This window comes from Streptomyces sp. NPDC002536, assembly GCF_053594995.1.
On sequence record NZ_JBSFWU010000011.1, the window covers coordinates 1 to 24,410 of the forward strand.

A 24,410-nucleotide genomic window follows, 5' to 3' on the forward strand; every position below is an offset into this window, starting at 1 on the left:
CGGGCGCGCCGTGGCTGAGCGCGCCCACGCGGCGGAGCCGCAAATCGATACAGCCCCGCGCCCCTTACGGGGCGCTGCGGCGCCGCGCGTCAGCGGCGCGTCAGCGCGCCCTGGACGAAGGCGGCCTGGCCGACGTGCTGGAGATCGTCGTCCAGGATGCTGACCAGGCGGACGCCGAGGGTGACGGGCGGGTCCCAGGCGTCGTCGACGATGCGGCCGTAGTCCTTCTCGTGCAGGGTCCTGAGGTAGCCGACGGTCTGCTCGTGCACGGCGTCGTAGTAGCCGGCCAGCTTGCCGGCCGGGGCGGAGAAGGCGCCCACCTCGGTGCTGGAGGCGCCGTAGCCGTTGGCGTCGGCGGGGTAGGGCAGGGCGAAGTCCTTCTGCCAGCCTTGCGCGTGCCACACCTCCGGCAGCCCGGCGACGTCGGCGATCTGGCAGTCCTGGACCCGTGCGAGGTGCCAGACGAGCCAGCCGATGGAATTCGCCCCACCGTCCTCGCCGCGCCACGTCAGCTCCTCGGGCGCGAGCCCGTCCAGCACGCCGTGCACCCCCTCCCGGACCCGGCCGAAGCCGTCGATCAGCAGCTTCGCGCTCGTCGTGGTCATGGGCGGGCTCCTCTCGCCGTCGTTGCTCGTCGACCCGAGTCTCCCCCGCCGGCCGAAAGCCCGCCAACTCCCCCCGCAATTTCAGTTTATGACTTTCCCTTCCTGTTGTCCAATTCCAAAAAATTCACCACCCCATAGGCATTCCGATATCAATTCCCGCTATATTTTCTTTCTCCGCTTCGGTGAGGAGATGGTGTGGCAGTGGACGAAAAGCAGGCCTTCGGCGTCGGCCCGGCGGGGATCGAGATGGCCTACGAGAGTTTCGGTGACCCGGGGGCACCGCCGGTGCTGCTGGTGATGGGCGGCGGAGCCCAGATGATCAATTGGCCGGACGGCTTCTGCGCCGAACTGGCCGGCCGTGGTGTGCACGTGACCCGGTTCGACAATCGCGACGCCGGGCGGTCGACGCATTTCCACGACGCGCCGGTGCCCGATGTCCGGGCGGCGCTGGCGGGCGATTTCTCGTCGGCGTCCTACACGCTGTCGGACATGGCCGCCGACACCGTCGGCCTGCTCGACGTCCTCGGGATCGGCAGTGCGCACTTCGTCGGCGCGTCCCTGGGCGGAATGGTCGCGCAGATGGTCGCGATCGAACATCCCGGCCGGGTCAGGTCGCTGACGTCGATGATGTCCTCCACCGGGGACCCCGCCGTGGGCCGGGCGGACTTCGGCGCGCTGGGAGGGCTGGGGCCGGAGCCGGAGGACCGCCAGGGCTTCATCGAGTGGCAGGTGAGGGCCATCCGGGCGATCGGGTCCCCCGGGTTCCCCTTCGACGAGGCCGCCGTGGCCGAGCGGGCGGCACTCGCCTACGACCGGGGTCACGACCGCCTGGCCATGGCCCGTCAGGCCGTCGCCACCCTGGCCACCGGGGACCGCACCGAACGGCTGCGGTCGCTGGACGTCCCCACGCTGGTCGTCCACGGCAGCGACGACATCATGTGCGACGTCAGCGGCGGGCGGGCCACGGCGGCCGCCGTCCCCGGTGCCGAACTGGTCGTCGTCGACGGCCTCGGCCACGGCTTCCCCCGCGGGGCGTGGTCCCGGCTCACCTCCCTGATCGCCGGTCACGTCCACCGCACCGAGGCTGCTCCGAGCGTCAGTTGACCGCACGCGACGGTGTTCCGGCAGCCGTGGCGGCTGCCGGAACACCGTCACAGGCCGAGTTGTTCGCGCGCCGCCTTCCGGTCCGGCTTGCCCACCGTGGTCAGCGGGACGGCCTCGACCACGTGCACCGCACCGGGCACGTACATCGGCCCCTTGTGGGTGGCGACGAACGCACCGAGGGCATCGGGGTCGACCCGGTGCCCCGCGACGGGTACGACCGCCACGTGGACCTGCTCCATCTCATCGGCGCCACGGACGCCGAAGGCCACACAGGCGGCGACGTCGGGGTGGGTGAGCAGGAGCTCTTCGAGTTCGGCCGGGTAGACGTGGCCGCCCACGACGATGACCATGTCCTTGATCCGGTCGACCACGAACAGGTAGCCGTTCTCGTCGAGATACCCGACATCGCCGGTACGGACCCGGCCGTCCTGCACCACCTCGGCGGTGAGTCCGGGCTGTTTCCAGTACCCGCGCATGACGCCGTCGGAGCGCACGGTGATCTCGCCCCTCTGCCCCGCGGGCAGGAGGGCACCGTTCCCGTCGCGGATGGTGACCTCCACGCCGGGCAGCGGACGGCCGACCGTGATCTGCCCGTCGCGGCCGGTCACCGTGTGCTCCTGCGGGGCGACTTCGGCGATCGCGAGCGTCTCCGACTGCCCGTAGACGCCGTAGAGGACGGGCCCGAACGCGTCGAGGGCCTCGCGCAGGCGGGTCGCGGAGGCGGCGGCACCGCCGTAGGTGATCCTGCTCAGGCTCGACAGGTCGGTGGCGGCCCGGTCCGGGTGGTCGAGCAACCGGTACAGGAGCGGCGGCACCAGCCATACATGGGTGATCCGTTCGCGCTCGATCGCGGCGAGCACCTCGCCGGCGTCGAAGCCGGGGAGCAGCACGACGGAACCGCCGTTGACCAGGCACCAGTCGGAGAACATGCCCGCGAGGTGGCCGAGCGGGGTGCAGGCGAGATGCCGGGGCGGATCGCCCATCGCGGACCGCGGCGCGTCCATGGATCTCCGGTAGGAGCCGTGAGCCAGGCGGATTCCCTTGGGGATTCCGGTGGTTCCGCCGGTGTAGCGGATGGCGTAGTCGTCGTCGGGGCCGGCCGTCGGCTCCGGCCGTCGCGGTGCGCGCCGCGCCGACCGGGCCAGGAGGTCCTCACCGAACGGGGCGGGGCCGAGGGTGAGGACGGAGGGGACGGTGACCAGGGGCAGGAGCCCGTCGGCATCGGCATGCCGGAGGCAGTCGACGACCAGCGCCGTGGTCTCCGTGCTCTCGACGATGCGGGCCAGTGCTTCGGGAGCCATGCCGTCGTAGAGGAACACCACGCGCGCCCCGGCCAGGTTCGCCGCGTACCGGGCACCGAGCGCTCCGGGGGTGTTGCCGGTGAGCAGGGAGACGGTCGCGCCGCGGCCGATACCCCGGTCGGCCAGCTCCCCTGCCATGCGGTACGCGGTGTCGCGGAACTCCCCCGCAGTGACGTGCCGCCCGTCGGGGCCCGTCAGCACGGTCCGGCCGGGGGTGTGCGAGAGCACGTCGAGGACCGTGGTGGCGTAGTCGATGAATGGCTGTGTCATACGGCCACATCATCGGTCAGACGCCGCGGCGAGCCCGGCCCCCGGAGCCGTGACCGACGCGGTTCACCCGATGGCCGCAGCCGGGCGGGGCCAGGCGCCCCTCACGGTACGGCCGCGGTGAGTACGGCTGCCGTGACGAGCACGGGAGGCAGCGCACCCGCCCAGGCCGGGACGGCCCGGTGCAGGGCCACGGCCGCTGCCGCCCCCGCGATCAGTGCGGCGAGGCGGACGGGCACCCACGGGCCGGAGCGTGCCGAAGTGCCGCCCGGTGCGCGCACGATGTACGTGGCGAGCGTGCCGGTGAGGTAGGTCGTGGGTGCCGCCGCCCGGCCCGCCGCGACCATCGCCGCGCACTGGCCGCCCATGGCCGCTGCCGCCCCGCACTGCAGCACGTCCCGGGTCACGCCGCCGGGCGCGCCGCCCGAGGCGGCCCACACACCTGCACCCACCGCGAGCAGCACCGCCTCACCGACGAGGCAGTACAACACCGGTGCGGACCAGCGCTCTTCGCCCTCCTCCCCGCCCCGGGTGACCCAGGCGCCCGCCGCCGTACCGGCACCGAAGCCTCCCAGGGCCAGCAGGGCCGCGGTCACCCCGGCGCCGCGCGCCTGGCCGGCCGCCATGCCCAGCAGGGCGAGGTTGCTGGTCATCACGCCGGCGAAGACATGGTCGAGCGCGGTGAAGGACAGTGCTTCCACCGCCCCGGAGGCGGCCACCAGCACGACCACCGCGAGGCGCATGCGCTGCGCGGAGCTTCCGTCACGTTCCCGGCCGGGCCGCATCACGTCTCCTTCTCGGCCCGGCAGCCGTGGGTGGACCGCTGCCGGACCGCCGGGGGTGCTCGCCAAGTGCCCGCGTCCGCCCATCCTGCCACCGGCCGCGGTGCCGGACGGGGACCTCGCCGGGAGCGCGCCCGGGCCGACTCCGGGGAGTGGGGCGGGCGGGCAGCGCAGGCTTCGCCTCACCCTGACCACGGCTTGCAAATTGCACAATTCTTCAATTCGCTACATGATGTATCGGTCGTGTCCGCAGGTAGCCGCGGGCACGACACCCGGTGTGTCGCCCTGCTCGGGGCTTTCGGACGCAGAGATCGAGGTCGTGGTGTCGGTTCCGCTGTACCAGGCGAAGGCCGAGTTCTTCCGGATGCTGGGGCATCCGGTACGGATCCGGGTGCTGGAGCTCCTCCAGGACGGGCCGATGCCGGTGCGGAAGCTGCTGGCCGCGATGGAGATCGAGCCGTCCGCGCTCTCCCAGCAGCTGGCCGTGCTGCGCCGCTCGGGCATCGTCACCTCCGCCCGTACCGGTTCCACGGTCGTCTACCAACTTGCGGGCGGGGATGTGGCCGAGCTGATGCGTGCCGCGCGGCGGATCCTGACGCACATGCTCGACGGGCAGAACGCGCTTCTGGAGGAGCTGCGGGAATCCGAGGGCGCCCAGTGAGCACGATGGCTGCCCGGTCCTGGTCCAGGGTCCGTTCCCTCCTGCCCGGGCGTGACGACCTCACCGCGGCACGCCGTGATCCGAAGCGGGATCTGCTGGCGGGCCTGACCGTGGCGATCGTGGCGCTGCCGCTGGCGCTGGGTTTCGGTGTCTCCTCCGGCCTCGGCGCGGAATCCGGGCTTGCCACCGCCGTGGTCGCCGGTGCACTCGCAGCCGTCTTCGGCGGCTCGAACCTGCAGGTGTCTGGGCCGACGGGTGCCATGACGGTGGTGCTGGTGCCGATCGTGGCCCGGTACGGCCCCGGCGGCGTCCTCACGGTGGGTCTCATCGCGGGCCTGATGCTCATCGCCCTCGCGCTCGCCCGCGCCGGGCGCTACATGCAGTACGTCCCGGCCTCCGTCGTGGAGGGGTTCACGCTCGGCATCGCCGGGGTGATCGGGCTGCAGCAGATGCCCAATGCGCTGGGAGTGCCCAAGCCCGAGGGCGACAAGGTCCTCGTGGTGACCTGGCGCGCGATCGAGGCATTCGTGCGCGCGCCGAACTGGACGGCCGTCGCGCTCGCCGCAGCGGTGGCCGCGGTCATGCTGCTGGGCGCGCGGTGGCGGCCGACGGTCCCGTTCTCGATCATCGCCGTGATCACCGCGACCGTCGTGGCCCAGGTGTTCCGCCTGGACGCGGCCAGGCCGATCGGAGACCTTCCCTCCGGACTGCCCGCCCCCTCGCTGTCCTTCCTCGACCCGGGCGCGCTGGGTTCTCTGCTCGCCCCCGCCCTCGCGGTCGCTGCGCTGGCCGCGCTGGAATCGCTGCTGTCCGCGTCCGCCGCCGACGCGATGACCGTCGGACAGAAGCACGACCCGGACCGGGAGCTGTTCGGCCAGGGCCTGGCCAACATCGCCGCACCGCTCTTCGGCGGCGTCCCCGCCACGGGCGCCATAGCGCGGACCGCCGTCAACGTCCGCACCGGCGCGGGCTCCCGCCTGGCGTCCCTCACGCATGCCGCCGTGCTCGCGGTCATCGTCTTCGCCGCGGCACCACTGGTCTCGCGCATCCCGCTCGCCGCAGTGGCCGGCGTACTGATCGCCACGGCGATCCGGATGGTGGAGGTCGGCAGCCTGCGGGCGATGGCCCGCGCCACCCGTTCCGACGCCCTCGTCCTGATCCTCACCGCTGCCGCCACCCTCGCCCTGGACCTGGTCTACGCCGTCCTGATCGGCCTGGGCGTCGCCGGCATCCTGGCACTGCGGGCAGTGGCCAAGCAGGCCCGCCTGGACCAGGTCCCCATAAAGGCCGACCTGCCCGGCGACCACAGCGCCGAGGAACACGCGCTGCTGGCCGAGCACATCGTGGCGTACCGGATCGACGGGCCGCTGTTCTTCGCCGCCGCCCACCGCTTCCTGCTGGAACTCTCCGAGGTCGCCGACGTGCGCGTGGTCGTCCTGCGCATGTCCCGCGTGTCCACCATCGACGCCACCGGTGCCCTGGTCCTCAAGGACGCCGTGACGAAGCTCGACCGTCGCGGTGTCACGGTGCTGGCCTCCGGTATACGGCCCGGACAGCGACAGGTCCTCGAGTCCGTCGGCGCGCTGGACCTTCTCCGGTACGAAGGCCGTGAGTTCGCCACCACCCCCGAAGCCATCGCCGCTGCCCGCGCCCGCCTCCAGGGCGCCGGGGTGCTGCCCGTGCCTGCGCAGAAGCCCGCCGCCGTCACCGAGGAGAAACCCGCCCGATGACCCACCCGTCCCCATCGCCCCGCCGCATGCTCGACGTCTCCGGCGAGGAAGCCTGGTACCTGCTCGGCGGCGCCTCACAGGGGCGGATGCTGTACGAGCAGCGCGAGGCCATCGCGGTCCGGCCCGCCTCCCATGTCCTGGAGTACGGGCGCCTGATCGTGCGCACACCGGCTGCGAACGCAGCGCTCACGGGCCGGGTGAGCGTCACCTACCACTGCGACTGCATCCACCCCGGCACCGGAACCGGCTGGGCCGTGACCGCCACCGGTCTCGCCGAGCCGATCACCGACCCCGACGAGGCCGCCCACTACCGGCGCACCCTGCCCGGCTGGGCCCACGGCCCCCATGACGCGCTCCTGCGCATCCACCCGCAGAGCGTCACCGCGTTCCGCTTCGCCCACGCCCCCGATGACGCACCGACAGGCGCCAACGGGACGAGCAGGCCCGTCGCGTCTGAAGCAGCCCGTCCCCGAAACTGAGCGCGAGGAAGAGCATTGACCATCGAATGGCGCTGTACCACCCACGACGAGCTGAGCGTCCTGTCGGTCTCCGGCTACCTCGGCGGGCAGGCCGTAGCCCGCTTCGGCGGGGCCGTCGGCTGGGTCGAGGCGCGCGGCACCGGCCCGGTGATCGTCGACCTGAGCGCACTGCACGGCTGGTCGGCCGAAGGCCAGAGGGCCATCTCCGAGGCCGCCGCACGCCTCGCAGCCCTCGGGCGCCCGCTGGAGCTCGCCGCCATCCCCGCCGACGGCTCCCTCGTCCCCGAGGCCAGGCAGCCGGACATCCCCGTCCACCCCGACCTGCTCTCCGGCCTGGCCGCCCACCGCGTCAACCCGGGCAAGGCGGGCCGGCAATGGCGTTCCGGCGCCTGGCCCGCGGACACGCCGACGCAGGTCGAAGCCCCGGCGGGCTGACGGCATTACACCCTTTGCGACGGGCCCGACCGGCCCGCAACCACCCATCCCGACCCTGAGATCTAGGCTGTCACTGTGAACGAGAACCTTCCGCCGTGCCCCCAATGTGCCGGCGTGTACACCTACGAGATGGGCACGCTTCTGGTGTGCCCCGAGTGCGGCCACGAGTGGACGCCTGCGCCCACCGAGGCCGCGGAAGAGACCGGCGAGAAGGTGATCCGGGATGCGGTCGGCAATGTCCTTGCCGATGGCGACACCGTCACGGTGGTCAAAAGCCTGAAGGTCAAGGGCCACCCGACCGGCATCAAGGCGGGCACCAAGGTGCGCAACATCCGCCTCGTGGACGGTCCCGACGGCCATGACATCGACTGCAAGGTCGACGGATTCGGCCAGATGCACCTCAAGTCCAGCGTGGTCAAGAAGGCCTGATCCACTGCGCGCACCTCCGCAAATGCCGATTGCCCGGGACGTCGACCCCGGGCAATCGCGTTTCCGCACACGGCCGTTGTGCGTGGATCCGTCAGCTGCCGAACGTGTTCCGCGGACGGGGGGCTGGGCCGTGTCCGGCGGATCTTCGTCGCGCAGCACCGCAGCGTCCCGTCAGGGGCGCGGGGAACTGCGCGACCAGCCACGACGCACCCGCAGTCGACGTTCTCGGGGCTTCGCCCCGGACCCCTGGGGTGGTGCGTCAACTGCGGGTCGTCTGTGGCTGATCGCGCAGTTCCCCGCGCCCCTGACGGGGCGCACCGCACCCACGAGCGAAGATCCGCCGGACAGGTCGTCGGGGAAGCCCGGCCGCCGGGCGGTGATCAGCAGGCCGAGCAGGGCCACGGCCAGACCGCCCGCCGCGACCAGGCACCAGGCCGGGCGCACCGCCTCCGCGAAGGCGGCGGCGTCTCTCAGCGGCCGGTTGTCCAGCCCGGCGGCGAGGACCGCGCCGAGCAGGGCGACGCCGAGGGCGAAGCCGGCGCGGCCCGCCGTGGTGAACAGCCCGGCGGCGAAGCCCGCCCGGTCGTCCGGCATGCCGGAGACCGCCGTGCTGACGAGCAGAGGGGCGGCCAGACCGACGCCCAGGCCGAAGAGCACGTACTCGATGAAGATCGGGATCCTGGACGCGTCGGTGCTCAGGACGGCCAGCATGACCGCGCTCGCCGTCAGGGCCAGCCCGGCCGGTACCAGCAGCAGCCGGGTGCCGTACCGCTCGGCCAGACGTCCCGCGAGCGGCGAGCAGATGCCCAGGACGACGGACGGCGGCAGCATCCACAGCCCCGCCTGCAGGGCGGACAGCCCCAGCGGGTGCTGGAGGTAGAGCGACGTGAGGAAGAAGAACCCGCCGAACGTCCCGAAGACGCACATCCCCGCGACGATGGCGCCGCTGAATCGCAGGTCGCGGAAGAGGTCCAGTTCGATCAGCGGCTCGGGACAGCGGCGTTCCCAGGCCAGGAGGGCGGCGAGCGCGGCGACGGCGGTTGCCGCGCCGGCGAGGACGGCAGGGGCCGTCCAGCCCCTGTGGGGCGCCTCGATGACGGTGTACGTCAGCGCCCCGAGGAAGACGATCACCAGCAGTTGCCCGGTGACGTCCAGGCGCCGGGGCCGCGCCGCCCGCGACTCGGGCACGGAGCGGGCCGTGAGCACCATCCCCACCAGGCCCAGCGGCAGGTTCAGCCAGAACAGCGGACGCCATCCGACGGTGTCCACCAGCACCCCGCCCAGCAGCGGCCCCACGGCCAGGCCCAGCCCGTAGGCGCACATCCACACGCCCATGGCGCGGGTCCGCTCCGTCCTGCCCGGAAACACCTGGGCGACGATCGACATCGACACGGGACTGAGGCTGGCCGCGCCGACGCCCTGGAGCACCCGGGACGCCACGAGCGACTCCAGGGTCGGGGCGAGCGCGCACAGCACCGATCCCGTCGTGAACACCGCGAAGCCCGCCTGCATCACCAGCCGCCGCCCCACCCGGTCGCCGACCGAGCCGGCCAGGAGCATGAGCGCCGCCATCGCCAGACTGTAGGCGTCCAGGACCCACTGCATGCCCGAGATCGTCGCGCCCAGCTCCCGTTCCATCGCCGGCAGGGCGACATTGAGCGCGGTGATGTCGATGCCGAGCGGCAGCAGTGCACCGCAGCACACCACGAGCACCAGGCGTCGTTGCCGTTGTCCGAGAGCGGGTTCCGACATGGCGGCCTACCGGTGGGTTGCGTTGCGAGGACGGTTCCGGGGCCCGTTCCTCCAGGGTCCGGGCAGCCGGCACCGACCGCATCCGCGGGACAGCCGACGGCGGGGGACGTCGTCACCGGGGCGTACGACGAGGACGGGGCAGCGCGCGTGCCGCAGGCAGTAACGGCTCACCGACCCGTGGAAGAAGCGGTGCAGGGCCCTGTGGCCGCCGGTCCCCAGGACGAGCAGGTCCGTGTCGTGGCCGGCGCAGGCCACCAGGGCCGCCCCGGCCGGGGCCCGGAGGGCCCTGGGCACGACACGCGCCCTGTACGAGGCCGTGCCGAACGCCTTCCGGCACGCGTCCGCCAGAATGCCGTCGGCCTCCCTCGCCCAGGCGGCGCACACGTCCGGCGGGGCCGGGCAGCGGGCGTCCGCCGCCTCCCCGCCCGGGGGTGCCCAGGCGTGCGTCGGGCACAGCACCGCGCCATGGCGTTCCGCTTCCTGCGCGCCCTGCCGGAGCGCCTCGACGCTGCCGGCCGATCCGTCCACTCCGACCACGACGCGCTTGACCGTCTGCGACATCGCCCTCACTCCTCCGGTCCGGGTCCTCCTTCCATGCTGGGGAGGAGGACCGGCACGAGGAGGTCGGCCGACCGGAGGGTGTGCGGGAGGACGGTCGGCTCCACCGGGTCGGCCGGCCGCTACGAGACGACCTTGCCGGGGCACAGCCGTTGGGCCGGCTTCCCCTGCAGCTCGGCGTCCACGCAGCCGCCCGGCAGCCCGTCGTGGGCCTTGGAACCGAAGTTCGCGGTGACGGTCAGGGTGCCGTCGCCGAAGACGGTCCGCTGGACCATGTGGTCATCGGTCAGCCACCGGAAGGAGGTCAGCTGCTGGGTGCCTGCGGCCTGGTGCAGCGGGGCGAAGTACTTCTGCAGTGCGGCCAGTTCGCGCAGGTTCTGGTCGTTGCGCTGATCCTTGTCGCTGAGCACGAAGTTCAGCGGGGTGTTGTAGAGCATCGCCAGCAGGGCCCGGGGCTGCTTCTGGTCGGGGAGCTTGCTGAACGGCAGTTCCCAGCGCTCCGCGTTGACCAGCGAGCCGTGCAGCGCCGTTTCGTACAGCGGCACGCGGTACTGCGGGTCGTACATGGCCTTCAGCGTCGCGGTCACCCGGGCCCGGTGCTCCGGCTTGAAGTCGCCGGTGCGCACCGGCTTGAAGAAGGTGGCGGCGGCCCCTTCCGGCATGTAGCCGCCCCAGGCGTCGTCGTCCTTGGGGTCCTCCTGCCTGGAGTCGAAGTGGCCCGTCTCCATGCCCCACAGCCGGCCGTCCACCGGTGTGGCCGAGCCGTGACTGAAGGCCAGTACCTCGTTGGCCCAGGAGACGGCGGACTCGGAACCCAGGACCAGCGGACGGGGCTTCTTCGCGGGCGGGTCGTAAGTGCCGTCCGCCAGGCGCTTCATGCGGGCGAGCCGGTTGGTGCGGTCCTCTGCCTTGGTCATGGGGTGCTTGGCGTCGAAGTCCTGGAAGAGCTCGCCTGCCGCGTCCACGTCGAGGAAGTAGCTGTCGGCCCCGTTGGCGACCAGCGGGCGGGTACGGTCGGCCAGGTAGTGCTTCTTCCGCTCGGCCTGCTCGAAAGCCTGCGAGCTGAGGTAGCAGCCCTTCTTGCGGAAGCCGGGCTGCGGCTTCCCATCGGCCTTCTGCACGCAGAAGGTGGGGTAGACGTCGTCGGGCCAGACGGTGTTGGGCGAGGAGTCGGGGGTCTTCTGCTGGCCGTCGGCGTAGGAGTCGTACGGGCTCGCCAGGTACCCGGCGGACCTGGCGGCGTCGACGTCCGCCTTCGTCATCGGCGCGTCGTCCGAGTCGTAGCCGAGCCAGAGGCGCGAAACCCCCAGTTCCTTGAGCCGCTTCACGTAGTCGGGCCGCCGGGCGCCGCCCCAGGCGTAGGCGTGGAACGCACCCAGCAGCTTCCCCGCCCCGGGATTCTTCTTGATCTTCTCGCTCAGGCTGCCCAGCTGCCCGTGTTCGGAGAGCCAGTTGCGGTAGTCCACGGCCGGGGCCACCGGGGAGCCGTCGGTGAGGGAAAGGGCCACGGTGTAGTCGCGGGTGCCGCTGCGCGCGGAGAACTCGTGCTTGGCCGTGGCTCGCAGTCGTCCCTCCCGGGAGGTGAAGGTCAGCGAACTGCCGATGTCGGTCGGGGTGATGTAGCTGACGCCGCCGTGACCGGAGCGGAGCGAATGGCCCCACATGGGCATGGAGAGCTGCGCGCTGATGTCCTGCTCCTCGCCGACGAGGCCGCCGTCGGCGGAGTTCCAGAACGCGTCGGAGACGGGAAGGGACAGCCCCTCGCCGCGCGGGAACTGGATACTTTCGGCGGCCGGGTCGGTGGCGGTCACCGGCCACTGCAGGGAGGTGTCGCCGCCGGTGGCGGTGAAGGTGACCAGCAGCCGGCCGTGGTCCGCGCGGGCTTCCGCCTTCAGCCCCTTGCCCGGATACGACCAGGCGGCACCGTGCTCCGTCCTGGCCAGGCCTGCCGGCTTGCCGGGGGCCCGGGGCGCCGGGGCGGACAGCAGGACGGTGCGGCCGTCCCGGGTACGGGCCTCGGCCCGCAGGGTGGCCGGATCGACGGTGGCGATGCCGCCGGCCATCGGAACGGCGACCTGGCCGTCGTGGATGCGCACCTCGGTGTCGGCGGAGGAGTGGGAGGCGGGCACCAGGCCGATGGCGGCCTCCACGGTGGTGGCCGCCAGGGCGGTGGCGATGGCGAGGGCCAGGACGGTGCGCCGGCCGTACCGGCGGGACGGTCCTGCGGTGGGCGAGTTCCGGGTGGCGGAGTGCATGGCACAGTGATACGGAGTGCTTCTAAGAGGGTTTTAAGAGGCGCCAGTTGCTGTCCGACATGTCCTGACTGTAGGTCAACGCGCTGTGTGGCCACCGTCGATGACAAGGGAAGAGCCGGTCATGGCGGCGGAGTGCGGGCCGCACAGGAACAGGACCGCCTCGGCGACCTCTTCGGGCTCCACGAGCCGTTTGACCGCCGCGCCCTCCAGCATCACGGTGGCGAGGACCTCGCCCTCGCCGATGCCGTGCACCCGGGCCTGCGCGGCGATCTGGCCGTCGACGAGCGGGGTCCGCACGTAGCCGGGGTTGACGCAGTTGGAGGTCACCCCGCGCGGGCCGCCCTCCAGGGCGACGACCTTGGACAGGCCCTCCAGGCCGTGCTTGGCCGCGACGTAGGCGCTCTTGTACGCGGAGGCGCGCAGGCCGTGCACGGAGGAGATGTTGACGATCCGGCCCCAGCCCTGCGCGTACATGCCCGGCAGTGCGGCGCGGATGATCCGGAACGGTGCTTCGAGCATGACGCGCAGCATGAGCGAGAAGCGCTCGGGGTCGAACTCCTCCACGGGGCAGACGTATTGGAGTCCGGCGTTGTTGACCACGATGTCGGCACGCAGGTCCAGCGTGTCGAGGCGGCCGAGGTCGGACAGGTCCGCGACGAGCGCCTCGCCGCCGGTGAGCGCGGCGACCTCGCGCACCGCGTCGGCGTCGAGGTCGAGCGCGCGGACGTGCGCTCCGGCCTCGGCGAGCCGCAGGGCGATGGCGCGGCCGATGCCGCCGGCGGCGCCGGTGACGAGGGCGGTGCGTCCGCTCAGGTCGAGAGGAGTGGGGGCCACGGGGTGCTCCGATCGGTCGTGGTTCGGTAGTGGTGAGGACCAAGTGAAGCAATCGTGGGCGAGTTTGAGGGTGGGACGGGAGAGGTCCGGTCACCTTGTCCCGGATGGTCAGGAGAGCTGACACACAGGACTAGTTCCTCCGGAACAGGGAAGAATGTCGCCAAGGGCAGGATCTGAACAGCATTGCTCCAGGGGGGATTTCATGCCGGACGACCAGACGACCACGGCCCCGGGCGACGCCGTCCGAAGCGGAAGCCCGGACTCCGCAGTGGACCGGGTGGCCGACTTCTACGGGGCGTACATCGACGCCGTCTCCGACGGCACCGACGACCTGTCCGACGAACTGCGCGCCCACTACCTGACCGAGGACTTCCGGCAGCGGCTGGCCGCCTGGGAAGAGGCCAACCACGCCGACGGCGTCCTGCGCGCCCAGGACGTACCCACCCGCTGGGAGGTCCGCTACCACGACTCCGGCGCCGGGCACCTGTTCACCACGGTCACACTCACCTGGGGCACCGGACCGGACGCCGGGCACACCCGACTGGCCGTGCAGAGCGACCTGAGCACCAAGCTCATCTCCGACATCGAGGACGCTCCGGCGGGGGGCTGAGCGGCCCGCGCGGTGCGCAGCGGCACGTCGTGCGCTTGCGACCTTCGCGGCAGCGGCCCAGCCTGGTGACGGTGGGGCGCACACGTCCGACGTGGCCAATCCGCCCCTCCCGCAGGTGTTGCCGATGCCGGAGGAGGCAGCCGTGACCGGTGTGCTCGACGGCAAGACCGCCATCGTGACGGGTGCGTCCGCCAATCTGGGCCAGAAGTTCGCCACCGCCCTCGCGCAGGACGGCGCCGACGTGATGGTGCACTTCAACAGCGACCACAAACGCGACCAGGCCGCACAGGTTGCCAAGGACCTCACCGCCCACGGCGTGAGGACCGCGACATGGCAGGGGGACCTGACCGAGGTCGGCCGCGTCACCGCGCTGGTGGACGCGACCCTGGAGGAGTTCGGGCAGTGGGACATCCTGGTCAACACCGCCGGAATGATCGTCCGTAAGCCGATCGCGGAGTTCACCGAGGACGAGTGGGACCGCATGTTCGCGATCAACGCGAAGATCCCCTTCTTCCTCATGCGCGAGGCCGCCACGAAGATGGCCGACCACGGCCGCGTCCTCAACCTCATCACCACGATCGTGGCCGTCACCGCTCCCACCTATGGCGGTTACGCCGGGAGCAAGAGCCCGCTGGAGCACTACACCAAGGCACTGGCCAAGGAGATCGGCGGCCGGGGCATCACCGTCAACTGCGTCGCCCCGGGGCCGCTGAAGACCAGCTTCTTCTATCCGGCCGAGACGGACGAGAACATCGCCTGGCTCAAGAGCATGAGCGTCAACGGCGACATCGGCGACCCCGACGACGTCGTCCCCCTCGTCCGCTTCCTCGCCTCCCCCGCGGCGAAGTGGATCACCGCCCAGACCGTCTACGTCAACGGCGGCCTCGTCGGCACCGCCAGCTGAGGACCGCGGCTCGTGCACGACACCAACGCACGGACACCCTCCTATACAACCGTCTTAGACGTCCGTCTTGTACAAGCGTTCACCCCCTTGGTACGGTCATGCCGTCAACCGCACCAAGGGGGAACCGAGATGAACGACGCGACCATGACCGCCACCGCCACCCGTGGCGAACTGACCGTCGACGGACGCAAGATGTCCTACCTCGACTTCGGCGGCACCGGCCGCCCGCTGGTCGCGCTCCACGGACACCTCTACGAAGGCGCCACCTTCACCCACCTCGCCCGGGCTCTCGGTCCCGAGTGGCGGGTGATCGCCCCCGACCAGCGCGGCCACGGCGAGTCCGATCGCGCAGACGACTACTCGCGCGACGGCTACCTCGCCGACCTCCGGGCGTTGCTGGACCACCTGGGACTGGACCGCGTCGCCCTGCTCGGCCACTCCCTCGGCGCGATCAACGCCTACCAGTTCGCGGCCCGCCACCCCGAGCGCGTCACCGCTCTCGTCAACGTCGAAGGCCCCGTCGCACTGGGCCTCGACGGCACCAACCCGCTCGGCTTCCTGCTCGCCCTGCCCTACGACGCCCCCACCCGCGACGAACTCGTCGCCGGCCTCGGCCAGGCCGCACCGTACTTCGCCGACAGACTGCGCCAGAACCCCGACGGCAGCTGGCGACTGCCCTTCCACCCGCAGGACATGCACCGCTCCGAGGATCAGGTCCACGGCGACCACTGGGCCGACTGGACCGCGAGCACCTGCCCCGCGCTGCTGGTCCACGGCACCACGGGCGTCATCCCGCCCGAGCAGGTCCGTGCCATGGCCGGCCGCCGCCCCGGCACCGCCACGGCCGAGCTGGACGCCGATCACCTGCTCCCCGTCACGGCCCCGGAGGCCTTCGCCGCCGCGGTCCGCGCCTTCCTCGCAACGGCCTGACGCTACAGGCCCGTTACTCCAGCAGGCCGTGCCGCATCGCCTCCGCCACGGCGGCGGCACGGTCCGACACCCCCAGCTTCTCGTAGAGCCGCTGCGCGTGCGTCTTCACCGTGCTCACCCCCAGATACAGCTCCGCAGCCAGCTCGGGAATGCTCTGCCCCTTCGCGAAACCGCGCAGCACCTGGCGTTCGCGCTCGGACAGCACCACGGCGCCGTGGTCGGCGCGGAGACGGATCTCGTCCGCCAGACCGTCCGTCAGGTCCTCCGCCACCACCCGCTTGCCGCGCGCCACTTTGAGGACGGCGTCGACGATCTCGGAGCGCTTGGCGTCCTTCGCGAGGTAGCCGCAGGCCCCTTCCTCGATCGCCTTGTAGACGACGGCGCTGTCCGTGGTGGCGGACAACAGAAGGGTGCGGGTGCGCAGTCGGTCGCGGACCACCGCGTGGACGACGGCGATGCCGTCCAGTTTGGGGATCCGGTAGTCGATGAGCGCGACGTCCGGCTCGTGTTCACGGATCGCTTCCAGCGCGGCCTCGCCGTCGGCGACCTCGGCCACGACCTCCACCTGTCCGCTCTGCTCCAGCCCCCGCGTCATGCCCTCGCGGAAGACGGGGTGGTCGTCGGCCACGACCACCGTCACGCGCGCATCGGAACGGGGCACGCCGACACCGCCTTCCCTGCTCACCGCGCCGCGGGGGGCCTCGCGGACCGGGCCCGGTTCGACGATAGGCAGATTCCCGCTGCGCCGCACGAGGGAGGAGCAGGCCCTACGGCCCCTCCGCCGATCGGCGGACATCCGTGCCCGGCGGGCGGCGGCAGGCTGGTCGGGTGCCCGTGCGCGGAGGAGGTGAACGGCGGTGCGCGAACCCGAGGGCGTCAACGGCGCCGGCAGCCTCTCGCTGCGCCAGCTCGAATACCTGGTCGTCACCGTCGGCGAGGGCCGTCTGACGCGTGCCGCGCAACGCCTCCACGTGACCGAACCGACGGTGTCGCAGCAGCTCAAGGCCCTGGAAGGCGCCGTGGGCACCCCCCTGCTCGTACGCGGCCCCGACGGTGTCCGGCCGACGCCCGCGGGCGAGGCGCTCCTGCCGCACGCCCGGACGGCACTGCGCAGCGCCGGGCAGGGACGTGCGGCGGCCCTGGCCGCGGCCGGCGGTCACGAGGAGACCGTGCGGGTCGCCACGCTGCCCCCGCTTCTCACCGGTCTGCTCCCCGCCCTGCGCGCCTGGGCACTCGCGCGCCCGGGCACCCGCCTCGTCGTCGGTGTGCACGAGAACCGGCGGCTGCTGCAGGAGTCCGTCGCCTCGGGCGCCGCCGACCTGGCCGTCGGCCCCCGGCCCACGCGGTGGCACGGGCCGGTGTGGCCCTGGCGCACGGAGGAACTCGTCGTCGTGTGCGGCGAGGACGACCCTCTGCGCGGTGGGGCGCTGCCGTTGCGCGATCTGCTCGACCGCCGCTGGATCCACTACCCGGGTGACGGACGGGCACCGCTGTCGCTCCTCGGCGAGGCCGGTACGGGTGACCCGGTTCCCCGCCCGGCGGCGCTCTGCGTGCCCACCGCGGACGCCGCGGTCGCCCTCGCCGCGTCCGGTGCCGGTCTCACCGCCGTTCCGCTCGGCTCCCTGCCGGCCCGGCTGCGCTCGCAGACCGTGACCCTCGTCCCGCAGGCCACCACGGACATCGTCCTCTTCGCGGCCCCGGGTGCCCCGGCCGGAACGCTCGCGCACGCGGTCGCCCTGTGCCGCTGCGCGGCACAGGGGGCCCCGGACGGGTAGCGTCACCCGGGTAATGCGCCGGTGCCGCATGGGTGGTGCCCTGCGCGCCGTTCCGGATGGTGCGATGACGACTCGGTGGCGAGAGCAGCAGATCGGCAACGTGGTGGAGTTGTCGACGCGCTACGTGGCGTGGCTGCGGCTGCCCCTGCTGGTCCCGATCCTGCTCTCGGCCCTGGAACCGTCGGAGCCCGTGACGGTCCCCTGGTTCTACGTCGCTCTTGCGGCGTACGCCGGCTGGTCGGTCGCGCGGCTGGTCGGTGTGCACCGGCATCCGCTGGCCGGGGTGCACGGCGCGGTCCGTGCGGCGGCCGTCGACGTGGTGGCCGTCGGCGTCCTCGCCGCCCTGTCCGGCGGTCCCCAATCGGCAGTGCGCTACGCCTACTTCGTCCTGCCCATGGCCAGTGTGCTGTGGCAGTGGCCGGCGGTCACCGCCTGGCTCGGCGCGGCCTGCATGTACGCCTACGCCGTCATGGCCCTCCCCCACCTGTTCTCCGACGCCACCCCGTCCGTGTGGCCGGTCGTCGTCGACGAGACGTACCTGCTGTGGGACGTCGGTGCCGCTGTGCTGATCGCCGCGCTGCTCGAGCGCCGGAGCAGCCGGGTGTCCGAACTCCTGGACAACCGTGAGGTGTTGCTGCGGAATTCACTCGACGCCGAGGAGCGGGAGCGCGCGGACCTGGCGGATGCGCTGCACGACAGTGCCGTGCAGAACCTGCTCGCGGCCCTGCAGGACGTGGAGGAGGAGGCGGAACGGGCCCCGTCGGACACCCTTGCGCGTGCCGCGGCCGAAATCCGCGGCACGGTCCGCGAATTGCGCGAGGCCATCTTCGACCTGCACCCGCAGGTCCTCACCTCGGCGGGGCTGGCGGCCGCCCTGGAGTCGGCCGGGGAGCACGCCGCGCGGCGCGGCGGTTTCACCGTCCACTACGACCTGCGGCTGGACGGCCCGGTGCCCGGCCAGGCATTGCTGTACTCGACGGCCAGGGAACTCCTCGCCAATGTCGTCAAACACGCCGGCGCCGACCAGGTGTGGGTGTCCCTGGTGCGGGACGGAGGCGACACCGTCCTGACCGTGCGTGACGACGGCCACGGATTCGACACGGGCATCGTCCGGCAGCGGATGGCGTCCGGCCACATCGGACTGGCCAGCCACTACGTGCGGATCGAGAGCGCCGGCGGCCGGTTCACGGTGGACAGCGCTCCGGGGCGGCCCACGGCCGTCGAGGTCCGACTGCCCTGCGAGGACGCCGGCCCGCCGTAGGCCGTGTCCGGCGGACCTTCGTGCCCCGAAGGGGCGCGGGGAACTGCGCGACCAACCACCGACGGCCTGCAGCCGACGCACTGCCCCTGGGGTCCGGGGCGAAGCCCCGGGTACCTCGGCTGCGGGCCGTCGTGGCTGATCGCGCAGTTCCCCGCGCCCCTTCGGGGCGTACCGAACTCACGAGCGAAGATCCGCCGGGCAGGCCCTGGGCCCCTCTCCCCCGGTCCGTCCACCGCTCGGGGGACGGAGGAGGGGCGGTGCGGCTGCCTACGGTCGAGGACGAGGCCCGGATCCGGGTCTCGTCCGCCGATTCCGCAGCCGGACGGGAGGTCCGCACGTGATCGCGCTGAATTCCGCCCGGGGCAGGCTGGTGCTGACGGTCAGCTGCCTGGCGACGCTCATGGTGGGGATCGACAGCACCGCGGTCGGCGTGGCGCTGCCCGCCCTGGAGAGGAACCTGCACGCCTCCGTGTGCGGCATGCAGTGGGTGATCGACGCCTACAACCTGTCCGTGGCCTCGCTGATGCTGCTCGCGGGCTCGCTGGGCGACCGCTTCGGCCGCCGCCGTACGTTCCTGGCCGGGTTCGCCGTCTTCGTCCTCGGCTCGGCGCTGTGCGGCCTCGCCTCCGGCCTGGACGGTCTCGTCGGCTTCAGGGTGCTGCAGGCGCTCGGCGGTGCGCTGATCGGCCCCGTCTCGCTCTCGGTCCTGACGCACACCTTCACCGACAAGGCGCAGCGCGACCGGGCGATCGGCGCCTGGAGCAGTTCGTTCGGGATCGGCCTGGCCGCCGGTCCGCTGCTCGGCGGTGCGCTGGTGGCGGGCGACGGCTGGCGGTCCGTCTTCTGGGTCAACGTGCCGATCGGGCTCGCCGCCCTGGTGCTCACCGCGTGCTGCCTGCCGGAGTCGCGTACGGCGACGCCCCGCAGGGCCGATCCGCTGGGCCAGGCCCTGGTCGTCGTCCTGCTGGGCTGTCTGACGTTCGCCGTGATCCGGGCGCCCCGCCTGGGCTGGAGTGCCCCGGCGGTGAGCAGCTGCCTGACGGCTGCCGCGCTGGCGCTGCTCTGTCTGGTCCCCTACGAGCGCCGTCGCCGCGATCCTCTGGTCGATCCGCGGTTCTTCCGCAGCATCCCCTTCAGCGGCTCGGTGGCCGTCTCCCTGGTCTCCTTCGCGGCGCTGGGCGGCGTCCTGTTCGTCAGCACCCTCTACCTCCAGGACGTGCGCGGCCTGTCCGCCCTGTCCGCCGGGCTGCGGATGCTGCCGATGCCGGTCATGACCATGCTCCTCGCCCCGCTCGCGGGACGGCTGACGGGCGGCCGCGGGGCCCGGCTGCCGCTGGTCCTCGCGGGCTCGGCCATGGCGCTGAGCGGGCTGATGTGCGCCGCCTTCCATGCGGAGGGCTCCGCCGTCCTGCTGCTCGTGGCGTACGGGCTGTTCGGTGCCGGGATCGGACTGGTGGACGTCCCCGCGACCGCCCTCGCGGTGTCCGGCATGCCGCGTTCCCGGGCCGGGGTGGCTTCGGGGATCACCATGGCGACGTGCCGGGTGGGCGTGGCGCTGGGGGTGGCGGTGCTCGGCGCGGTGCTCTCGTCCGGCCTGCACGGCCCCGCGGCCGCCGCCGGTGCGGCGGGGTTCACGGCCGCGGCGCACCCCGTGTGGTGGATCGTCACCGGGTGCGGTGTCGCAGTGGCGCTGGCGGGCGTCCTCGTCACGAGCGGGCGCGCGGAGAGGTCCGCCCGTGAGACCGCGGCCCGGCTCGCCCCGGCCGTGCCCGGCCCGTCCGCACGGCCCTGCGGGAGGACCGCGGGTACTGTCGCACCGTGGCCGTGACTCCGCGCGGGCGCCGCCTGCGGCGGGTTGCCGGCCGTTGGGCGAGCGCGTTCGCCGCGCTCCTGCGCCCCCAGGGGAAGCCCGCATACGCCGACGGCATCGCTGCGGGCGTGGCGCTGGCCGGTCCCCTGGTGTTGGGTATCCGCACCGGCCGGCCCGGCATCGGTACCACGGCCGCGCTGTGCGCCGTGCTCATGGCCATGCCCCTGCCCCCCGGGGCCGGGACCGCCGAGCGGGCACGGCACCTGGCCGCCCGTGGCCTCTGGACGACGGCCGCCGGGATCTACGTCGCCCTTGCGGGCCGGTCCGTGGCGGCACTCGCTCCGGGAGTGGCCGCGGCCGCCTTCGCCGGGGCGCTGCTGCCCCGGGTGGGGACGACGGCGGCACTGGCCGTCCTGCTCCTCGGCATCAGCGGCGGCGGCCGAAGTCCCCTTCCCTGGCCGGGAGTCACCGAGGCGGCGGGCTGTGCCTGGACGGCCCTCCTGCTGCTGCCGCGCCCGGGGAGGCCGGCGCAGGACCGCCCGCGCACGGCCCGGCCACGCCCCTCCGGCGCCACGGTCCGGCACGCGGGCCGCACCGGCCTCCTGACCGGTGCGGCCACGGCGGTCACCGGCTGGGAGGGCTCCCTGTGGGGCCAGGGCCACTGGCTGGTCACCTCGCTCCTGCTCAGCCTTCGGCCCACACGCGGGGAGACCCGCACGAAGGCCGTCAAACGGCTGGTCGGCAACGCGCTGGGCGGCGTGGTGGCGGCCTTGCTGCTGCTCTGCCGCCCGAGCCCGGCGGGCCTCGTCGCCATCGTCGGGGTGTCCGGCGCAGTGGCCTACACCTTCCGCCCGGCCAACTACGCCTACTGGTCGCTGGCTTCGCCCGTCCTGCTCCTCCTGCTCAGCGACTACGGCCGCCCCCTGCCCTGGTGGGCGGCCGCGGTCAGGGCGGCGATGGTCCTGGCCGGGGGCACCCTCGCCGTACTGGCCAGCCGCTGGCTGTGGCCTGCGGAGGAGGGTGGGTAGGTCCGGACGCCACCTTGTCCGGCCACCGACACCCATCGAATGGGTTGCCGACCTGCGAGTGTCTTCACAGAGCCCCAACTCGCCCTGGCCGAGGCGCTATTGTGATCAGCGGCGCACCTGGTGCGCCTCCCTCCACGGACCTTCGTCTCCGGACCCCGCGCCTTCGGGGCCCGGCCCGAATCCAAGGAGCAGCCGCCGACCGGGACCTTCGGCGGCAGGTCTGGAGGGAGGCGCCGATGGGGCGTCACCGGAGGAAGCCGTTTCTCGAGCGTTGTCTTGCGGCGATCCGCGAGCTCGGGAGGTGGTTGAGCGGCCGGTGACCCGCCGATCCCTGTACCAGGTAGGGACCGACGGGTAGGCCGTCTTCGGTCGGGCCCTCGCCTCGGTGGTTCGCGCCGCCGTGGCGGGGGCCTCTCTGCGCGGTCGGGGGCGCCCGGCCGGTCGGACTTCAAGCTACCAGCCCCACCGGGCGCGTGGGGATCGGCCGTGCCGTACGAGGACCGCTCAGCTCGACAAGGCCCCGCCCTCGTAGCGCAGACACAGCGCGGCCGCGTCGTCGTCCGGGGCGTGACCGGCATAGGCCCGCACGTCGGTGTGCAGGCGCTGCAGAACGTCCGCGGGCTCGCCCGCACCGGCGTCCAGTGCCGTCAGGCGCCGGGCCAAGGGGTAGAACTCCCCCTCGGCGTCACGCGCTTCGGTGATGCCGTCCGTGTAGAGCAGCAGACTGTCTCCCTCCTGCACGAGGTGCCGCAGCAGCGGAGGACGGACGTCCGCGGGCCGGAGCACGCCCAGCGGCGGGACCGTCTCGGGTGGCACGAGGGCCAGCGGGGCGCGGCCGGGCCGCAGCAGGAGCGGTGCGGGGTGTCCGCAGTTGACCACCTCGACGCAGGAGACGCCGACCCGTACCGTACCGGTGAAGCCGATCACGGCCAGCGTGACGAACTCCTCGGTCCCGGCGGGCAGATCACGGTCGAGCGCGACCGCGATGCGGTGGACGACGCCGGTCAACTGCCGCTCGTCATGGGCCGCCTCGCGGAAGGCCCCGAGCACGGCGGCCGCGGTGGCCACCGCCGGCAGCCCCTTGCCCCGTACGTCCCCGATCAGCGCGCGCAGCCCCCACCGGGTCATGCGCACGTCGTAGAGATCACCGCCGATGCACGCGTTCGCGGTCGCCGCCGTGTAGTCGACGGCGATGCTCACGGGACCGAGGTGCGCGGGGACCGGGCGCAGCAGAACACCTTGGGCCACGTCGGCAGTTGTGCGGACCTGCGCCAGTTCGGCCTGCCGGCGCGCCCGGGAGAGTGCGATGGCCCAGCCGATGAAGCTGGTCAAAGTGATGCCGATCAGGGTGGCCAAGTGGGTGTCGGCCAGGACGTCGTGGTTGCGGCAGGCGTTGATAAAGCTGGCGGCCAGGGTGACGGCGCCGACCTGCAGCGGGTATCCGGGGCGGCGCCCCACGGCTGCCGCCAGGGCGGGCACCGCCGCCAGGGCGGGGGCGAGGATCATCCAGACCGGCAGCAGGACGTCGACGACCACGATGGCGGTCATCAGCAGCCAGGGCAGGGCCAGGGCCGCATCCGTCGAACGCCGTGCCCGCGCGTGGTGCGGCCGGGCTGCACGCCATGTCCTGTTCATGAGCAGCTCCTTGGAGACGAGGAGACGAGACGACAGAGTGCGTCATGTCAGCCTGGCCGGGCCCCGCGGTTGCCGGCTTCGGCCACGGGTACGACGGTGCGGTCCCGGCAGCGTTCCTCCGGCCGGCTGCCCCCGGCGCCGATCGGAGGACGTCCACGGCGTTCCACGGGCGGTTACGCGCCCGGTTGCGCGCCGCCCTCCCTGCTCTTCTTGTCCTCGACCGCGGGCGGTGCCGTCCCGTCATCGCCCGGTCGCGGAACGGATCCGCCGGTGCCCGCCGCGGGGGCGTGCTGCGCCGGCGGGGGAACCTCCACCTTCTGGGTCGAGGTGAAGACGCGCGCATTGCGGGCGGCGCAGGACGCCTTCTCGTCCGCGGTCATGGGACGCGACTTGACGACCACGGCGCTCTTGACCCCGTCGGTGTCGTTCGGCGCGGGGCTGCTGATGGTGTCGTTCCAGTACCAGTAGTAGTGACCCCAGTGCGGGTTGTCGTAGTGGGTCTGCCACATGCCGGAGACCTGGTGCATGACCTGGGCCCGGGATATCCAGCCGACTTCACCGGGTTTGACGGTCATCCCCATGCTGCCGCCGTCGGTGTGCTCGGTCTGCCAGGTGTGCCCGTACTTCGCGGTGACGCTCAGGTCGACGATTCCCGCGATCTTCCCGCCGCTGGTGATGGAGAACTCGGCCGAGTCCGTCGACCCCACGGAGTCCGACCAGTTCAGGCCCTGTGTGGCATCCGAGGTGCTGCAGTTGTAGAGGGTGTCGGAGACCTGGTGGTAGCCGCCGAGGTATGCCTTCTTCACCTCGGGGTCGTTGAAGGTGCATTTGCCCACGCCGCCGGCGCAGTCCGCCATGAGCTGCTTTTCGGTCGGCTCGTCGGCCGCTGCGGCGGGCAGCGCAGTGGCACCGGCCGAGACGGCCAGGGCCGCCCCCACGAGAAGGATTCTCCTGCCCTGCGTCTTCCGGAATTTCCACACATCGATCACCCATGACCTTTCGGAGTGCGAGACGGACGGATTGCGGAATCGGCGACCTCGCCGTTCCGGCACCGAAAGACAATCCCGATCCACAGGCCGGGTCAAGAAGAATTCATCGACAGCGGAATAGGCGCGTCCTATGGCTCCGTCCACCGGCCGGTGGACGGCCGTGTCCTCCACCCGGCGGACCGATCGGCCGATTCCCCACGTCCGGCGCATTCCGCAGGATGAAGGCAAGGAATTCGGCCCGCGCCGTCCGCACGAAGGACGTGGCATTCAAGGAAT

At 72.4% G+C, this 24,410-nt stretch carries 23 protein-coding genes; 13 read left to right on the forward strand and 10 right to left on the reverse strand.

The window, feature by feature from the left end:
* Positions 1-89 precede the first annotated feature (89 nt).
* The gene (locus ACWD4B_RS06320) at positions 90-605 is read right to left on the reverse strand and encodes a mycothiol transferase (protein WP_451419682.1); all 516 of its coding nucleotides are present in this window, start codon (positions 603-605) and stop codon (positions 90-92) included.
* Positions 606-800: 195 nt separating this feature from the next.
* Here ACWD4B_RS06320 and ACWD4B_RS06325 point away from each other — a divergent pair, with 195 nt between their 5' ends.
* Positions 801-1,709: an alpha/beta fold hydrolase gene (locus ACWD4B_RS06325; RefSeq protein WP_451419683.1), complete on the forward strand. Its 909-nt coding sequence runs from the start codon at positions 801-803 to the stop codon at positions 1,707-1,709.
* A 47-nt stretch (positions 1,710-1,756) separates the two neighbouring features.
* Here ACWD4B_RS06325 and ACWD4B_RS06330 read toward each other — a convergent pair whose 3' ends face one another.
* Both ACWD4B_RS06330 and ACWD4B_RS06335 read right to left on the reverse strand, forming a co-directional pair.
* Positions 1,757-3,280 (reverse strand): AMP-binding protein, encoded by a 1,524-nt coding sequence (locus tag ACWD4B_RS06330; RefSeq protein ID WP_451419684.1) that lies wholly within the window; start codon positions 3,278-3,280, stop codon positions 1,757-1,759.
* A gap of 101 nt (positions 3,281-3,381) precedes the next feature.
* The gene (locus tag ACWD4B_RS06335; protein WP_451419685.1) at positions 3,382-4,062 is read right to left on the reverse strand and encodes a DUF1275 family protein; all 681 of its coding nucleotides are present in this window, start codon (positions 4,060-4,062) and stop codon (positions 3,382-3,384) included.
* A 319-nt stretch (positions 4,063-4,381) separates the two neighbouring features.
* Here ACWD4B_RS06335 and ACWD4B_RS06340 point away from each other — a divergent pair, with 319 nt between their 5' ends.
* The 5 genes from ACWD4B_RS06340 (at position 4,382) to ACWD4B_RS06360 (ending at position 7,793) form a co-directional block, all read left to right on the forward strand.
* Complete coding sequence (locus ACWD4B_RS06340; RefSeq protein ID WP_451419779.1) at positions 4,382-4,720, forward strand: ArsR/SmtB family transcription factor; 339 nt, start codon at positions 4,382-4,384, stop codon at positions 4,718-4,720.
* Between the two features lie 5 nt (positions 4,721-4,725).
* Positions 4,726-6,450 carry a SulP family inorganic anion transporter gene (locus ACWD4B_RS06345; protein ID WP_451419686.1) on the forward strand — a complete coding sequence of 575 codons (1,725 nt, stop codon included), beginning with the start codon at positions 4,726-4,728 and terminating at the stop codon, positions 6,448-6,450.
* Positions 6,447-6,929, forward strand: coding sequence for a pyridoxamine 5'-phosphate oxidase family protein (locus ACWD4B_RS06350; protein ID WP_451419687.1), 483 nt, complete (start codon positions 6,447-6,449; stop codon positions 6,927-6,929). Before ACWD4B_RS06345 ends, ACWD4B_RS06350 begins: the two co-directional genes overlap by 4 nt.
* A 15-nt stretch (positions 6,930-6,944) precedes the next feature.
* Positions 6,945-7,364: an anti-sigma factor antagonist gene (locus tag ACWD4B_RS06355; RefSeq protein ID WP_451419688.1), complete on the forward strand. Its 420-nt coding sequence runs from the start codon at positions 6,945-6,947 to the stop codon at positions 7,362-7,364.
* Between the two features lie 75 nt (positions 7,365-7,439).
* A complete protein-coding gene (locus ACWD4B_RS06360) occupies positions 7,440-7,793 on the forward strand; it encodes a zinc ribbon domain-containing protein YjdM (RefSeq protein WP_451419689.1) in 354 nt (117 codons plus the stop codon).
* Positions 7,794-7,964: 171 nt separating this feature from the next.
* On the opposite strand, the gene ACWD4B_RS06365 is transcribed toward ACWD4B_RS06360, so the two are convergent.
* The 4 genes from ACWD4B_RS06365 to ACWD4B_RS06380 form a co-directional block, all read right to left on the reverse strand.
* The gene (locus ACWD4B_RS06365) at positions 7,965-9,545 is read right to left on the reverse strand and encodes an MFS transporter (protein ID WP_451419690.1); all 1,581 of its coding nucleotides are present in this window, start codon (positions 9,543-9,545) and stop codon (positions 7,965-7,967) included.
* Between the two features lie 6 nt (positions 9,546-9,551).
* Positions 9,552-10,106: a universal stress protein gene (locus tag ACWD4B_RS06370; RefSeq protein WP_451419691.1), complete on the reverse strand. Its 555-nt coding sequence runs from the start codon at positions 10,104-10,106 to the stop codon at positions 9,552-9,554.
* 119 nt (positions 10,107-10,225) lie between these two features.
* A complete protein-coding gene (locus ACWD4B_RS06375) occupies positions 10,226-12,358 on the reverse strand; it encodes a glycoside hydrolase (protein WP_451419692.1) in 2,133 nt (710 codons plus the stop codon).
* A 75-nt stretch (positions 12,359-12,433) separates the two neighbouring features.
* The gene (locus ACWD4B_RS06380) at positions 12,434-13,192 is read right to left on the reverse strand and encodes a 3-hydroxybutyrate dehydrogenase (RefSeq protein WP_451419693.1); all 759 of its coding nucleotides are present in this window, start codon (positions 13,190-13,192) and stop codon (positions 12,434-12,436) included.
* 202 nt (positions 13,193-13,394) lie between these two features.
* On the opposite strand from ACWD4B_RS06380, the gene ACWD4B_RS06385 reads away from it, so the two are divergent.
* From ACWD4B_RS06385 to ACWD4B_RS06395, 3 genes are all read left to right on the forward strand, one after another.
* Positions 13,395-13,802: a hypothetical protein gene (locus ACWD4B_RS06385; protein ID WP_451419694.1), complete on the forward strand. Its 408-nt coding sequence runs from the start codon at positions 13,395-13,397 to the stop codon at positions 13,800-13,802.
* A gap of 91 nt (positions 13,803-13,893) precedes the next feature.
* A complete protein-coding gene (locus tag ACWD4B_RS06390) occupies positions 13,894-14,706 on the forward strand; it encodes an SDR family oxidoreductase (RefSeq protein WP_451419695.1) in 813 nt (270 codons plus the stop codon).
* Positions 14,707-14,835: 129 nt separating this feature from the next.
* Complete coding sequence (locus ACWD4B_RS06395) at positions 14,836-15,636, forward strand: alpha/beta fold hydrolase (RefSeq protein WP_451419696.1); 801 nt, start codon at positions 14,836-14,838, stop codon at positions 15,634-15,636.
* A gap of 13 nt (positions 15,637-15,649) precedes the next feature.
* Here the strand turns inward: ACWD4B_RS06395 and ACWD4B_RS06400 are convergent, their stop codons facing one another.
* Positions 15,650-16,297, reverse strand: a complete 648-nt coding sequence (locus ACWD4B_RS06400) for a response regulator transcription factor (RefSeq protein ID WP_336415541.1) — start codon at positions 16,295-16,297, stop codon at positions 15,650-15,652.
* A gap of 196 nt (positions 16,298-16,493) precedes the next feature.
* On the opposite strand from ACWD4B_RS06400, the gene ACWD4B_RS06405 reads away from it, so the two are divergent.
* The 4 genes from ACWD4B_RS06405 (at position 16,494) to ACWD4B_RS06420 (ending at position 21,510) form a co-directional block, all read left to right on the forward strand.
* Positions 16,494-17,411 carry a LysR family transcriptional regulator gene (locus ACWD4B_RS06405; RefSeq protein ID WP_451419697.1) on the forward strand — a complete coding sequence of 306 codons (918 nt, stop codon included), beginning with the start codon at positions 16,494-16,496 and terminating at the stop codon, positions 17,409-17,411.
* Between the two features lie 64 nt (positions 17,412-17,475).
* Entirely contained in the window at positions 17,476-18,672 is a 1,197-nt protein-coding gene (locus ACWD4B_RS06410) for a sensor histidine kinase (RefSeq protein WP_451419698.1), read from the forward strand.
* A 337-nt stretch (positions 18,673-19,009) separates the two neighbouring features.
* Entirely contained in the window at positions 19,010-20,500 is a 1,491-nt protein-coding gene (locus ACWD4B_RS06415; protein WP_451419699.1) for an MFS transporter, read from the forward strand.
* Positions 20,491-21,510 carry an FUSC family protein gene (locus ACWD4B_RS06420; protein WP_451419700.1) on the forward strand — a complete coding sequence of 340 codons (1,020 nt, stop codon included), beginning with the start codon at positions 20,491-20,493 and terminating at the stop codon, positions 21,508-21,510. Before ACWD4B_RS06415 ends, ACWD4B_RS06420 begins: the two co-directional genes overlap by 10 nt.
* A gap of 504 nt (positions 21,511-22,014) precedes the next feature.
* Here ACWD4B_RS06420 and ACWD4B_RS06425 read toward each other — a convergent pair.
* Positions 22,015-23,145: a PP2C family protein-serine/threonine phosphatase gene (locus ACWD4B_RS06425; RefSeq protein WP_451419701.1), complete on the reverse strand. Its 1,131-nt coding sequence runs from the start codon at positions 23,143-23,145 to the stop codon at positions 22,015-22,017.
* 173 nt (positions 23,146-23,318) lie between these two features.
* Positions 23,319-24,083 (reverse strand): hypothetical protein, encoded by a 765-nt coding sequence (locus ACWD4B_RS06430; RefSeq protein ID WP_451419702.1) that lies wholly within the window; start codon positions 24,081-24,083, stop codon positions 23,319-23,321.
* Positions 24,084-24,410: the final 327 nt, after the last annotated feature.

What these genes read in the sequence shown, in the direction of transcription:
- ACWD4B_RS06320 (WP_451419682.1), bottom strand. Translation starts at nt 605, where the DNA reads ATGACCACGACGAGCGCGAAGCTGCTGATCGACGGCTTCGGCCGGGTC.
- ACWD4B_RS06330 (WP_451419684.1), bottom strand. Translation starts at nt 3,280, where the DNA reads ATGACACAGCCATTCATCGACTACGCCACCACGGTCCTCGACGTGCTC.
- ACWD4B_RS06335 (WP_451419685.1), bottom strand. Translation starts at nt 4,062, where the DNA reads ATGCGGCCCGGCCGGGAACGTGACGGAAGCTCCGCGCAGCGCATGCGC.
- ACWD4B_RS06345 (WP_451419686.1), top strand. Translation starts at nt 4,726, where the DNA reads ATGGCTGCCCGGTCCTGGTCCAGGGTCCGTTCCCTCCTGCCCGGGCGT.
- ACWD4B_RS06350 (WP_451419687.1), top strand. Translation starts at nt 6,447, where the DNA reads ATGACCCACCCGTCCCCATCGCCCCGCCGCATGCTCGACGTCTCCGGC.
- ACWD4B_RS06365 (WP_451419690.1), bottom strand. Translation starts at nt 9,545, where the DNA reads ATGTCGGAACCCGCTCTCGGACAACGGCAACGACGCCTGGTGCTCGTG.
- ACWD4B_RS06370 (WP_451419691.1), bottom strand. Translation starts at nt 10,106, where the DNA reads ATGTCGCAGACGGTCAAGCGCGTCGTGGTCGGAGTGGACGGATCGGCC.
- ACWD4B_RS06375 (WP_451419692.1), bottom strand. Translation starts at nt 12,358, where the DNA reads ATGCACTCCGCCACCCGGAACTCGCCCACCGCAGGACCGTCCCGCCGG.
- ACWD4B_RS06385 (WP_451419694.1), top strand. Translation starts at nt 13,395, where the DNA reads ATGCCGGACGACCAGACGACCACGGCCCCGGGCGACGCCGTCCGAAGC.
- ACWD4B_RS06395 (WP_451419696.1), top strand. Translation starts at nt 14,836, where the DNA reads ATGAACGACGCGACCATGACCGCCACCGCCACCCGTGGCGAACTGACC.
- ACWD4B_RS06410 (WP_451419698.1), top strand. Translation starts at nt 17,476, where the DNA reads ATGACGACTCGGTGGCGAGAGCAGCAGATCGGCAACGTGGTGGAGTTG.
- ACWD4B_RS06425 (WP_451419701.1), bottom strand. Translation starts at nt 23,145, where the DNA reads ATGAACAGGACATGGCGTGCAGCCCGGCCGCACCACGCGCGGGCACGG.